This is a genomic window from Gordonia sp. p3-SID1431 (assembly GCF_025143765.1).
Classification (GTDB): Bacteria; Actinomycetota; Actinomycetes; order Mycobacteriales; family Mycobacteriaceae; genus Gordonia; species Gordonia hongkongensis.
The window spans coordinates 19,862-32,042 of sequence record NZ_JAMBDT010000057.1 but is presented as its reverse complement, the minus strand read 5'-3'; the positions used below and the strand labels follow the sequence as shown (position 1 = coordinate 32,042).

11 protein-coding genes and 1 tRNA gene are annotated in these 12,181 nt (G+C 67.8%); 4 read left to right on the top strand and 8 right to left on the bottom strand.

What is annotated here, in order from left to right; genetic code table 11:
- Positions 1-39: 39 nt before the first annotated feature.
- From M4D77_RS14935 to M4D77_RS14905, 7 genes are all read right to left on the bottom strand, one after another.
- Positions 40-918 carry a metal ABC transporter permease gene (locus tag M4D77_RS14935; RefSeq protein ID WP_259936558.1) on the bottom strand — a complete coding sequence of 293 codons (879 nt, stop codon included), beginning with the start codon at positions 916-918 and terminating at the stop codon, positions 40-42.
- A complete protein-coding gene (locus M4D77_RS14930) occupies positions 915-1,736 on the bottom strand; it encodes a metal ABC transporter ATP-binding protein (protein WP_259936557.1) in 822 nt (273 codons plus the stop codon). Before M4D77_RS14930 ends, M4D77_RS14935 begins: the two co-directional genes overlap by 4 nt.
- Positions 1,733-2,656, bottom strand: a complete 924-nt coding sequence (locus tag M4D77_RS14925; protein ID WP_259936556.1) for a metal ABC transporter substrate-binding protein — start codon at positions 2,654-2,656, stop codon at positions 1,733-1,735. Before M4D77_RS14925 ends, M4D77_RS14930 begins: the two co-directional genes overlap by 4 nt.
- 64 nt (positions 2,657-2,720) lie before the next feature.
- Positions 2,721-3,362 (bottom strand): class I SAM-dependent methyltransferase, encoded by a 642-nt coding sequence (locus M4D77_RS14920; RefSeq protein ID WP_259936555.1) that lies wholly within the window; start codon positions 3,360-3,362, stop codon positions 2,721-2,723.
- Positions 3,359-4,495 (bottom strand): ABC transporter permease, encoded by a 1,137-nt coding sequence (locus tag M4D77_RS14915; RefSeq protein ID WP_259936554.1) that lies wholly within the window; start codon positions 4,493-4,495, stop codon positions 3,359-3,361. The genes M4D77_RS14920 and M4D77_RS14915 overlap by 4 nt, the downstream gene beginning before the upstream one ends.
- Positions 4,492-5,331, bottom strand: coding sequence for an ABC transporter ATP-binding protein (locus M4D77_RS14910; RefSeq protein WP_259936553.1), 840 nt, complete (start codon positions 5,329-5,331; stop codon positions 4,492-4,494). Before M4D77_RS14910 ends, M4D77_RS14915 begins: the two co-directional genes overlap by 4 nt.
- A 20-nt stretch (positions 5,332-5,351) precedes the next feature.
- Positions 5,352-6,587 (bottom strand): CaiB/BaiF CoA-transferase family protein, encoded by a 1,236-nt coding sequence (locus M4D77_RS14905; RefSeq protein ID WP_259936552.1) that lies wholly within the window; start codon positions 6,585-6,587, stop codon positions 5,352-5,354.
- A gap of 188 nt (positions 6,588-6,775) precedes the next feature.
- Between M4D77_RS14905 and M4D77_RS14900 the strand changes: the two genes are divergently transcribed.
- The gene (locus M4D77_RS14900; protein WP_259936551.1) at positions 6,776-8,557 is read left to right on the top strand and encodes a long-chain-acyl-CoA synthetase; all 1,782 of its coding nucleotides are present in this window, start codon (positions 6,776-6,778) and stop codon (positions 8,555-8,557) included.
- 2 nt (positions 8,558-8,559) lie between these two features.
- On the opposite strand, the gene M4D77_RS14895 is transcribed toward M4D77_RS14900, so the two are convergent.
- Positions 8,560-9,318 (bottom strand): alpha/beta hydrolase, encoded by a 759-nt coding sequence (locus M4D77_RS14895; protein WP_396266589.1) that lies wholly within the window; start codon positions 9,316-9,318, stop codon positions 8,560-8,562.
- Between M4D77_RS14895 and pgm the strand changes: the two genes are divergently transcribed.
- The 3 genes from pgm (at position 9,317) to M4D77_RS14880 (ending at position 11,992) form a co-directional block, all read left to right on the top strand.
- Positions 9,317-10,960, top strand: a complete 1,644-nt coding sequence (gene pgm / locus M4D77_RS14890; protein ID WP_065631553.1) for a phosphoglucomutase (alpha-D-glucose-1,6-bisphosphate-dependent) — start codon at positions 9,317-9,319, stop codon at positions 10,958-10,960. The two genes, M4D77_RS14895 and pgm, sit on opposite strands and share 2 nt — an antisense overlap.
- A 92-nt stretch (positions 10,961-11,052) precedes the next feature.
- Positions 11,053-11,805, top strand: a complete 753-nt coding sequence (locus M4D77_RS14885; RefSeq protein ID WP_065631552.1) for a DsbA family protein — start codon at positions 11,053-11,055, stop codon at positions 11,803-11,805.
- Positions 11,806-11,919: 114 nt separating this feature from the next.
- Positions 11,920-11,992, top strand: a tRNA-Ala gene (locus M4D77_RS14880).
- Positions 11,993-12,181 lie beyond the last annotated feature (189 nt).

The window sequence follows — 12,181 nt, the reverse complement described above, 5'->3', positions numbered from 1 at the left end:
ATGGGGGGGGGCGCCTTTCGTTTCGCGCCGGCCGGTTCGCTAACCGGTACTCAGCGCGTCGAGCGTCGCGCTCTCGCGATGTTTGCGTTGCTTGGTGACGACGCCGTGGGTCGGGCTGAACAGGTAGACACCGAAGAACGCGAGGCCCTGGACGAGGACGACCATCCCGCCGGGGGAGGTGTCCTGGTAGTAGGAGACGTAGAGGCCGATGACCCCGCAGATCGCCGAGATCGCGGGCGCGATGACGAGCATCCGGCCGAAGCGATCGGTGAGCAGTCGGGCCGTCGCGCCGGGGATGATGAGCATCGCGACCACGAGCACGATGCCGACCACCTGCAGCGCGGTCACCGCGGTGAGGGCGAGCAGCGCGAGAAGGGCCGCGCCGAGCAGTTTCGGGCTGAGTCCGATCGCGAAAGCGTGCGTGCGGTCGAAGGCGTAGAGGGTGAAGTCGCGTCTCTTGAGCAGCAGCAAGGTCGCCACGATCGCACCCAGGATCGCGATCTGCACGAGATCCGACGTCGAGACGCCCAAGAGGTTGCCGAAGATGATGTGGTTCAGGTCGGTCTGGCTCGGCGTCACCGAGATCAGCACCAGGCCGAACGCGAACAGGGTCGTGAAGACGATGCCGATGGCGGCGTCCTCCTTGACCCGGCCGCCGTCGCGGACAGCGCCGATCAGTGCCACCGCCAGGAAGCCGAAGATCACCGCGCCGATGGCGAACGGCACGCCGACGATGTAGGCGAGGACCACGCCCGGCAGCACCGCGTGCGAGACCGCGTCACCCATCAGCGACCAGCCGATCAGCACGAGCCAGCACGACAACAGCGCACACACGACCGAGGCGACCAGCGTCGCCCACAGGGCACGCGTCATGAACGCGTAGGCGAACGGGTCGAGAAGGATGTCGACGATGTTCACGAGACCTCCTCGTGGCGGTCGGAGCCGAGACGCCCGGACTCGAGACGCTCGGACTCTTCGCGTTCGGACGTCGGCCGGGCGAGTGGATCGAGCCCGAACGCGCGGACGAGGTTGTCGGTGGTGATCACCTCGGCCGGCGCGCCCTGCGCGATCACGCGGCGCATCAGCAGGATCGCCTCGTCGGCCAGCTCGGGCAGGACCTGGAGATCGTGCGTGGACACCAGGATCGTCGTCCCGGCATCGGCGAGTTCGCGTAGCAGTGCGGTGATGGTCCCCTCGGTGCGTTTGTCGACGCCGGCGAACGGTTCGTCGAGCAGCAGGATCTCGGCCTCCTGTGCGATGCCGCGGGCCACGAAGGCCCGCTTGCGCTGCCCGCCGGACAACTGGCCGATCTGGCGGTCGGCGAAGTCGGTGAGCTCGACGCGTGCGAGGGCTTCGTCGACGGCGTCGTGGTCGGCCCGCTTGGGGCGGCGCGTGAACCCGAGATGGCCGTAGCGACCCGTCATCACGACGTCACGGACCGACACCGGGAAGCTCCAGTCGATGTCCTCGGACTGCGGTACGTAACCGAGCGCGCCGGCTCGACGCGCCGCGGTGGGGGTCCGGCCGCCGAGCCGGACCGTACCGGTCGTCGGGGTCACCGACCCCGCGATCGTTTTAAACAGCGTCGACTTACCCGACCCGTTCATGCCGACGAGGCCGCACACCTGGCCGGACGGTACTCGTACCGACGCGTGGTCGAGCGCGAGGATGTCGCCGTATCGCACGGTCACGTCCGTCACCTCGATGGCGGAACCGGTTGTCGCTGAGACGTTCACGTGTTGCTCCCGGTCAGGCCCGACACGATGGTCGCGACGTCGTGGCGGATGAGGTCGAGATAGGTGGGTACGGGGCCGTCGGCCTCGGAGAGCGAGTCGACGTACAGGGTGCCGCCGAACCGGGCGTCGGTCGCGTTCACGACCTGTCGCATCGGGGCGTCGGAGACCGTGGACTCGCAGAACACGCCCGGAACGCGGTTCGCCCGGACGAAGTCGATCGTCTCGGCGACCTGTTGCGGCGTCGCCTGCTGTTCGGCGTTGACCGGCCAGATGTAGCGCTCGACGAGTCCGGCGTCGCGGGCGAGATACGAGAACGCGCCCTCGCAGGTGACGAGGGCCCGCTCGTTGGCGGGTAGTCCGGCCAGCGATGAGGTGAGATCGGTCTGTACCTGCTGGAGCTGCCGCTTGTACGCCGCCGCATTGGACTCGAAGGTGGCGGCGCCGTCGGGATCGAGCTCCGTGAACGCGCGCACCATGTTGTCGACGTAGATCTGCACATTCACCGGACTCATCCACGCATGCGGATTCGGCTTGCCCGCATAGGCATCCGACGCGATGTCGATCGGTTCGACACCCTCGCTGACAACGACGTGCCGGACATCGAGGCCGTCGACGAACTGCGCGAACCAGGCTTCGAGATTGAGACCGTTGTCGAGGACGAGCGACGCGGTCGCGGCCCGACGGATGTCGCCGGGAGTCGGCTCGTAGCCGTGGATCTCGGCACCCGGCTTGGTGATCGACTCCACCTGCAGACGGTCGCCGGCGACCTCCGAGGCGATGTCGGCGAGCACGGTGAACGTGGTGAGCACGACCTTCTCATCGGGCAGCCGACTCGACAGCGTGCATCCCGCGAGGATCGTGCACACGGCAGCCACCAGTGCCCCGACGGTGACGAACCGGCGACGCACGAGCTTGGGCATGACGACACTATAGTTTCGGTTCGCCGAACTTCCTAGTTCGGTGGCTACGTGCCGGGGAGCAGCGTCATCGGCGTATCGCAAGTAGATGGAACTCGGCGAAGCGATGGGCGTCGTCCGCACGCTTGACGGTGCGCCACTCCTCGTCGAAACCGGCATCGGCCAGGGCCGCCGCCATCCGATCCGGGTGCCAACGCCAGGCGGGCGCCACCCGATGATCGGATTCGACGATCTCGTCGGTGTCGATCGTCTGCCCGGCGACCAGCACGCCGCCGCCGGTGGGCATCCGAGCGGCCCAGCCGTCGAGAATGCCGGGAACGGACGCGGGTGGCACATGGATCAGGCTGAAGCGCGCCACGATTGCGGCGACGTCGATGTCGTCGAGCTCCGTCGAGGTCAAATGCGCGTCGTCGACAACGAAGCGTAGGTCGGCATGCGACGATCTCGCGATCCGCAGCATCTCGGCGCTCGGGTCGACGCCGATGACACCGAGACCGGCGGAGGCCAACTCCGCCGTCACACCGCCCGGTCCGCAACCCACGTCCAGCACGGTCCCGGGGATCCCGCTCCCGCGAACGTGGTCGACGAAGGACTCGATCACGCGGCGCTGCAGCGCGTTCGAGAACGGCGAGGGGAATGTCGCGGCGTACAGGTCGGCGAGGGCGTCGTAACCGGGCTGGAACACGGCAGAGTCGTCGCCGGCACTCATGCGATCCGGACTCCACGCGGCAGCTTGCCCGCCGGGATCCGCAGACGACGTGCCGCGGCAACGTATCCGAGCCCGCCGAGCGCCAGATAGATCCCCAGGCCGACGTACCACGAGTGGCCCATCTCGGACGTCTCATGTGCTGCTTCACGGGCGCGATGGCCGATGGGGTCGCTCCCGTCGCTGTAGCCGTAGGAGATGTCGGCACATGTCCGCGGGCCGATGTACGGACCCGCCCGGACTGCCGACAGAGTCCGTGCGATCTCCTGGGCTGCGGTGCTGTCGGAGGTCCTCATGGGGTTCTGCGGCGGCGAGGAGACGGCGTCGGCCACGATGAAGAACGGGTTCGGGGCGAGGAGCCACCAGATGCGTTCGTGGTGGTGGAATTCCTCTCCTCGGGTGACCTCGCGACACGTCCAGGTGGGCGTCGGGCTCGATGGATCGGTCACCGCCGTTTCGGTGCGGACCACCGAATGCGTCTGCGCGACTGTCGGATACAGCAGACCGAAAACCACCGGCAGGCCGAGCAGGAGGAAGAAGACGGCGGCTTGCGTCAGCACCGCGGACCCTGCCGGTCGCGCCGTCACCGCGGAGAACCCGAGTCCGATCCCCGCGTAGCACGCGAAGACGAGCGCGAGGACGACCGCGCCGACCACCCCGCGCCAGATCGGTTGCGGCGCTTCGACCAAGCCCCAGATCACATACGGTGCGGCGACGGCGACCAAAGCCATCCCCGCCACCCAACTGCCGATGAGCTTGCCGAGTGCGAGTTGCCAATTGCTGATCGCGGTGTCCTGCACCACGGCCAGGGTCGCGTCCTTGCGGTCACCGTTGATCGTGGTCGCCGCCAGGGTCGGGGCCACGATGATCCCGAGTAGCAACAGGAATCCGATCAGGAGCCCGTACAGATTCGACGCCCACCCGGCGTAGGTGCCGCCGAATGCTCCGACGGCCAGGTACATCGATCCGAAGACGGCGAGGGAGGTCACGACGAAGGCGACGACGAGCGTGGCCTTCCATCTCGTCGTCCGTAGCCGTTGGCGGAGTTCGAGTTCGACGATCACCCCGACCATCCGCCACCACGACGAGAACCCGGCCCGCGGCGAGACATCTGCTTCGTGCGTCTTCGTGGTCATCGGCGCTCCGGGTCGAGTGCGAGGTAGGCATCTTCGATGCCGGAGGACACAGGAGCGAATTCGCTGACCGCCGCACCGGAGGACACCACCTGCGCGAGGTGCCGCGCGGCAGCGGACTCGTCGTCGAAGCGAACTTCCCGCGCCTGCCCGGGCGGCTGCCCGACGAGCCGGATCCGCCACACCCCGCCGGCCGCGCCCTGCGGTGTGCGGGTCCGGCCCTCGGTCATCAGCACGACGTCGTCGACCATCTCCTCCAGTTCGGAGAGGATGTGCGAGGACACCAGGATGGCGCACCCGTCGTCGGCGAGGCGGCGCAAGTGGCCGCGCAACTCCAACCGTGACCGCGGGTCCATTCCGGATGCCGGCTCGTCGAGCAGCAGAATCCGGGGCCGGTGCACCAGGGCACGGGCGAAGCCGAGGCGCTGTTTCTGGCCGCGCGACAGCTCGTGCGCCGGCCGTGACGCGAAGTCAGTCAGATGGACCGACTCGAGCAGTTGAGCGGCTCGTTGCCGGGCCTGGGTGGTGGGCATTCCGTAGAGCTTGGCGAACGTCGTCAGGATCTCGTGCGCCGTGAGGCTCTCCCAAGTGCCGAAGATGTCCGGCATCCACCCCGTCAGTCGACGCATGTCCGCCGGCTTCACCGGCGCGTCGTCGACCAGGATCGCGCCGGTGTCGGGGGCGAGCAGGCCCGCGAGAAGCAGGAGCAGGGTGGTCTTGCCCGCCCCGTTGGGGCCGACGAGCCCGGTGATCCTGCCGGATCTGAGTTCGAGGCTCGCATCGGCGACGGCGGTGTGCCGGCCGAAGGTGCGCGAGAGCCCGGTCGCGACCAGTGACATGCCTCGACCGTAGCCGAGTGTCAGATGACCCCGGCCTCCCGCAACGCCGCGATCTCGTCCCCGGACAGCCCGAGCAATCCGCCGTAGACGGTCTCGTTGTCGCAACCGGGGGCCGGTGGGCCGGCGTTGCGGATGCCACCGGGGGTGTCGCTGAACTGTGGCACGACGCCGGGACCGAGGACGGTGCGCTGCGCGCGTTCGTCGTAGTGTTCGGCGATCATCCCCCGTGCCTGCAGGTGCGGATCGGCGACCACCTCGGCGACCGAGTTCACCGGTCCGACAACGACTCCCGCGGTACCGAGTACTTCGGTCAGCTTCTCCGGTGTGTACTGCCGCGACCATTCGCCGATCAATTCGTCGAGCTCGTCCTGGTTGCGTCCGCGCGCGGCGTGATCGACGAAGCGGTCGTCGGTCGCGAGCTCGGGTTGTCCCATCGCCGCGCACAGCCGGGCGAACACCGAATCCTGGTTGGCGGCGATGATGACGTGCGTGCCCGCACTGGTCGGGTAGAGGTTCGACGGAGCGATGCCGTCGAGCCGGGTGCCCGACGGGCCGCGGACGACGCCACCTGCGTCGTAGTCCGCGATGGCCGATTCCTGCACGGCGACACACGATTCGATGAGGGATGTGTCGACGACCTGCCCCCTGCCGGTCACCGCACGCCGGTACAGTGCCGCGAGGGCGCCCTGCGCGGCGAACATGCCGGCCAGGGTGTCGCCGAGTGACAGCGCCAGCCGGGGCGGGAGCTGTCCGGGGTAGCCGTTGAGATACCGCAGACCGCTGGCAGCCTCGGCGACGGAGGCGTACCCGGCTCGTGTCGAATCCGGGCCGGTCTGGCCGTAGCCCGAGACGCGCACCACGACGATGCCCGGGTTGCGAGCGGACAGTACATCCGGGCCGATACCGAGCCGCTCGAGCGTCCCGGGACGGAAATTCTCGACGATGATGTCGGCCCGTTCGACGAGATCGAGGAACAGCTCGCGCCCTCGGTCCGCCCGCAGATCGAGGGTCACCGCTTTCTTGTTGCGGCCGTGCACCGTCCAATAGAAGCGGTGACCGTCGACCTCCGCCTGTCCCCAGGTGCGGATCGGATCGGGCTTGCCGGGCGGTTCGATCTTGATGACGTCCGCGCCCATGTCACCCAACAGCCGTGCCGCGTGCGGTCCGGCGATGAGCGTGCCCAGTTCGAGGACGGTGACGCCGTCGAGCGGGCCGGCGGGACGGTCGCTCATCGGTCTCGGCGAGGTGTCGGTCATCCAGACAGTGTGGCCGGTCACCCGGCGCGCGCCAAGGGTCGGCCCGGGTGGTCGGTGGATCGCGATGCGGTCTCGCCCGCTGGCTCGACGCATTCGGAACGTTTGAAACAAAACACCCCCGATGTGTCAATGGGGACGAGCCGACGCTAGGGTGTGTGTCGTCGAACACACCGAAGGGGCTGGGGAACATGGTTGATCACGCGCCGGGCACGGGACTGCTGCCGGACATCCGGCTGGCCGACATGGTGTCGGGAGTCGCGTCGTTGCGTCGTGACGCCGGCACGATTCTGCGGACCCTACCGGCGATGCTGCCCACACCGCCGACCACGAAGATGTCCATCGGCAAGCGGTTCCAGCAGAGTGCGCAGAAGTACCCCGACCGGGACTTCCTCCGGTTCGAGGGTGCGTCGATCACCTACCGCGAGGCCAATGCTCGGGCCAACCGGCTCGCGGATTTCCTCACTCGCGAGGGTGTCGGGCGCGGTGACGTGGTCGCGGTGCTCTCGCGAAACCACCCCGATGTCGTCATCGCGATGTTCGCGATCGTCAAGATCGGGGCGATCTGCGGAATGCTCAACTTCAACCAGCGCGGCGCGGTGCTGGAACACAGTCTCGGACTCATCGAGCCGAAAGTGGTTCTCTATCAGCATGATCTGCTGGAGGCGCTGGAATCGGTGCCGGCCGGATGCCGGCCGGAGAAGGAGTTCACCTTCGCCGAACTCGCCACATTGACCGCGCGCTGCTCACCGCTCGACCGGCCGGTCACCGACTCGATCGAGGTCGGGTCGACCGCGATCTACATCTTCACCTCGGGCACAACGGGTTACCCGAAGGCGAGCAAGATGAGTCATTACCGCTGGCTGGTGGCGATGAACGGCATCGGCGGGCTGGGAATCCGTCTGCGCGGCGACGACGTCATGTACACGGCGTTGCCCTTCTACCACAACAACGCTCTCACGATCTCGGTCTCGTCGGTCCTCGCGTCGGGCGCCTGCCTGGCCATCGGCAAGCAGTTCTCGGCGTCGAAGTTCATCGACGAGATCATCGAGAACAACGCCACCGCGTTCGCCTACATCGGTGAGCTGTGCCGCTATCTGCTCGCGCAGCCGCCGAAGCCGACCGATCGCGCGCACCGCCTCCGGCTGGCCGTCGGCAACGGTCTGCGCCCGGACATCTGGGATGCCTTCACCGAGCGGTTCGGTATCGACCGCGTCGTCGAGTTGTATGCGGCGAGCGAGGCGAACATCGGTTTCATCAACGTCTTCGGCTTGTCCAAGACGGCCGGGTTCTCGCCGTTGCCGTACACAATCGTCGAATACGACGAGGAGACCGGCGAGCCGGTGCGCGGTCCCGACGGGCGGGTGCGGCCGGTCGGGAAGGGCGGTACCGGATTGCTTCTCGCGCAGATCAATTCACGGGTACCGTTCGACGGTTACACCGACCCGGCCGCGACCGAACGAAAGATCGTCCGCGACGCGAAGCGCAAGGGCGACAGGTGGTTCAACAGCGGCGACGTCGTCCGCGATCAGGGCTTCTCGCACATCGGCTTCGTCGACCGCATCGGTGACACCTTCCGCTGGAAGGGTGAGAACGTGGCCACCACCGAGGTCGAGGCGGTGCTCGACGCGCACCCCGCCGTCGAGGAGGCGGTCGTGTTCGGTGTGCCCGTTCCGGGGGTCGACGGCAAGGCCGGCATGGCGGCGGTGAGCCTGCGAGACGGCGAGACCTTCGACGCCGACGGTCTCGCCCGGCACGTTCGCGACGGTCTGCCCGCGTACGCCGTGCCGTTGTTCGTCCGGATCGTCGAGGCGCTGGAACACACCTCGACGTTCAAGAACATGCGCACCGAACTCCGCAAACAGGCTTACGGGCAGACCGGCGACGATCCGCTCTACGTGCTCGTCGGGGAGAAATACGTCGAGTTCTACCCGGAGTTCGTCGAGGAGTTGGCCGGCCGGCCGACGCGCTGAGGTCAGGCGCCGCGCAGCGCGGACAGGCGCTCGCCGACGAAGTCGAGCGCGCTGCGCTGCCAGAGCCCGATGTGATCGAGCATGGCGTGACCGCCGCCGGGGACCGGGATGAACTCGGCGTCGACGCCCAGCGCCGAGAGCTCGTCGATGCCCTTGCGGGTCCGCTTCGCGAGCGTGCGGGTGTCGGCGTTGCCGTGCACCGCGACGACCCGCGCGCCGGGCTGGATGTGTCGCCAGTCGGCGAACTGCCACCACGGCGCCAGGCCGAGGACGCCGATGACCCGGCGGTCGGCGGCGAGATGGGCGGCCACGCGTCCGCCCATCGAGTGTCCGATCGCGACCACCGGCACGCCCGGGTGCCGTCGGCAGATCTCGTCGAGTGCCGCACGGGCGGGGAGCAGAGGCGAGTTGTCGTCGCCGTTCCAGCCGTACACGCGGTAGCCGACCTGGTGGACGCGCACCGACCGGCCGAATCGCAGTCGCAGCGACCAGGTGAACGGGTACATGCGCAGGGCGGACGGCTGCCACGGACTGAACGGTTTGTGGCTGTTGTCCGTGCCGCCCGGCAGGACGAGCACGAGCAGGCCGGGGGATCGGCGTCCGGGGGACAGCAGTCCCGACAATCCGGCGATCAGCATGTGTGCAGGCCCCTTCGATGCGACGTCGACGATCGTCCCACCGTAGCGATTCGGTATCCGGGTCCGGACGGATCGGTTCGTCGACCGGGCGAACGGCGTGTGGAGTGGCACAATCGCGGTCATGGCACATCCTCGCGCTGGTACCTTGGCCCTGCCCGAAGACCTCGTCGATGTGGACGCCCTGGTGCGTGCCTATTACGACAACACACCCGACCCGTCGGACCCGTTGCAGCAGGTTGTGTTCGGGACGTCGGGGCACCGCGGATCGAGTTTCGACAACGCGTTCAACGAAGCCCACATCCTCGCGACGACGCAGGCGATCGTCGACTACCGCCGCTCGGCCGGGATCTCCGGTCCGCTGTTCATCGGGTTCGACACCCACGCTCTCTCGGTCCCCGCCTGGCGCACCGCTCTCGAGGTGCTCGCGGCCAACGAGATCACCGTCTACACCGCCGAGAGCGACTCGTTCACACCCACGCCGGCGGTCAGCCGCGCCATCCTCATGTTCAACCAGGACAACCCGGGGGTGCTGTCCGACGGCATCGTCGTGACGCCGTCACACAATCCGCCGCGGGACGGCGGATTCAAGTACAACCCGCCGACCGGCGGTCCCGCGGACACGTCGATCACCTCGGTCGTGGCGGCGCGGGCGAACGAATTGCTCGAGCAGAAGCTCGACGGTGTCGCGCGCATCCCGTTCGAGCGTGCGCGCGGCAGCGAGTTCGTGCACGACTACTCGTTCCTCCTCAACTACATCGACGGACTCGGCGATGTGGTCGACATGCGGGCGATCCGCGACGCCGGCATCCACATCGGCGCCGACCCGCTCGGCGGCGCGTCCGTCGGCTACTGGGCGCTGCTGGGCCTCCGATACAACCTCGAGCACCTGACGGTCGTGAATCCGACGGTGGACCCGACGTTCTCGTTCATGACGCTCGACACCGACGGCAAGATCCGGATGGACTGTTCGTCGGCCAACGCGATGGCCTCGCTCATCTCCTCCCGTGATTCCTACGACATCGCGACCGGCAACGACGCCGACTCGGACCGGCACGGCATCGTCACGCCCGACGCCGGTCTGATGAACCCCAACCACTACCTGGCCGTCGCGATCGACTACCTGTTCACGCACCGGCCGCAGTGGTCGGAGTCGGCGGCCGTCGGCAAGACGCTCGTGTCGTCGTCGCTGATCGACCGGGTGGTGGCCGGGATCGGACGACCGCTGCTCGAGGTTCCCGTCGGTTTCAAGTGGTTCGTCGACGGCCTGCTGAACGGTCGCGTCGCCTTCGGTGGCGAGGAGAGCGCCGGGGCGTCGTTCCTGACCTTCGACGGCAGCCCGTGGTCGACCGACAAGGACGGCATCATCATGGCGCTGCTGGCGTCGGAGATCCTCGCGGTGACGGGCAAGTCGCCGTCGCAGCGCTACGCCGAACTCGCCGAGGAGTACGGGACGACGGCGTACGCGCGGATCGACGCGCCGGCCAGCCGGGAGCAGAAGGCGGTGCTGTCGAAGTTGTCACCGGAGCAGGTGACGGCCACGGAACTGGCGGGCGAACCCATCTCGGCGATCATGACGACCGCACCGGGCAACGGCGCACCGATCGGCGGCCTGAAGGTCACGACGGAGAACGCCTGGTTCGCGGCTCGCCCCTCGGGGACCGAAGACGTCTACAAGATCTACGCCGAATCCTTCAAGGGCGCAGACCATCTCGCGCAGGTGCAGAGCGAGGCGCAGCAGGTCGTCGACGCGGCGCTGGGGGCTTGAGCGAGTAGCGGGCCGGCGGTGGCGGTCACCGCCCCGTTCCGGCCGGCCGTTCCCTCAGACAATTTTCAGCGCGACGCCGTTATTGTCGGAATGTGAGCAAGAAGCGCAAGCCGGGAGCATCGGTGCCCCGCACCACCAACTCGAAGTATCAGCCGAGCGCGCCGTCGAACACGATGACCTACGTGCTCGGCGGCATCGCGGTCCTGGTGATCGCGGGCCTCGTGATCGGCGGGATCTGGTGGAGCGGACGCGATCAGGGTGACACCGATCAAGCCGCGCTGGCGTCGAGTTCGACGATGATCGTCGGTCCCGAGACCGCTCCGCTCATCGACGTCTTCGAAGACCCGATGTGTCCGGTGTGCAAGGTGTTCGAGCAGCAGTCCGGACCGGCCATCACCAAGGCCGTCACCGAGGGCAAACTCCGCGTGCGCTACCACACACTGCACTTCCTGAACTCGCGGTCGGCGACCGGTGACTACAGCTCGCGCGCTGCCGGTGCGCTGACCTGCGTGGCCGACGAGCAGAACACCGATCTGTTCCTGCGGTTCCACAGCGCGCTGTTCGCCGCCCAGCCGCCCGAGGACGGCACCGGCAACATCACCAGCCCCGAGCTCGCGCGTCTCGCCACCGAGCAGGGCGCGACGCCGGCCACCGCCACGTGCATCACCGACAACGCGAAGGTCGCCCAGGCCGAGGAGAACGCGCAGAAGTCGACCGACGAACTGTCGAAGGCGACCGGCGGACAGGTCGGCACGCCGACCGTGCTCCACGACGGCGAGCCCGTCAACGGCGTCCTCGAGGGCACCGGTTGGCTCGACAGCATCCTGGGTGGCGGCAACTCCTGAGTCGCGGGACGCCGGTTCGACACCAATCGGGTCGGCGTCCTGGCGATTTGGCTGGTATCGCCGAGATGGTGTAACTTCGCCAGTGCCCTTGAACAGGGCGGAACAACAGAATACGGGGCTATGGCGCAGCTGGTAGCGCACCACACTGGCAGTGTGGGGGTCAGGGGTTCGAGTCCCCTTAGCTCCACCGAACGAAGCCCGTTCCGACATCTGTCGGGACGGGCTTTTCTCATGAATCCACGACGCCAGACCGGTTGTCGACCGTGCCTAACCCCCGATCCTTGGCTCATCCGCTCTCGGTATTTGTACCGATGACAGCTGTCACCGCTCCGCCGATGCTGTGTCCACCGACACACGGGTTCGGACGGAAGGAACA

Bases quoted from the DNA above. Each gene is read 5' to 3' on its own strand.
- M4D77_RS14920 (WP_259936555.1), bottom strand. From the start codon at position 3,362: ATGAGTGCCGGCGACGACTCTGCCGTGTTCCAGCCCGGTTACGACGCC.
- M4D77_RS14910 (WP_259936553.1), bottom strand. From the start codon at position 5,331: ATGTCACTGGTCGCGACCGGGCTCTCGCGCACCTTCGGCCGGCACACC.
- M4D77_RS14925 (WP_259936556.1), bottom strand. From the start codon at position 2,656: ATGCCCAAGCTCGTGCGTCGCCGGTTCGTCACCGTCGGGGCACTGGTG.
- M4D77_RS14915 (WP_259936554.1), bottom strand. From the start codon at position 4,495: ATGACCACGAAGACGCACGAAGCAGATGTCTCGCCGCGGGCCGGGTTC.
- pgm (WP_065631553.1), top strand. From the start codon at position 9,317: ATGGCACATCCTCGCGCTGGTACCTTGGCCCTGCCCGAAGACCTCGTC.
- M4D77_RS14895 (WP_396266589.1), bottom strand. From the start codon at position 9,318: ATGACCGCGATTGTGCCACTCCACACGCCGTTCGCCCGGTCGACGAAC.
- M4D77_RS14905 (WP_259936552.1), bottom strand. From the start codon at position 6,587: ATGACCGACACCTCGCCGAGACCGATGAGCGACCGTCCCGCCGGCCCG.
- M4D77_RS14900 (WP_259936551.1), top strand. From the start codon at position 6,776: ATGGTTGATCACGCGCCGGGCACGGGACTGCTGCCGGACATCCGGCTG.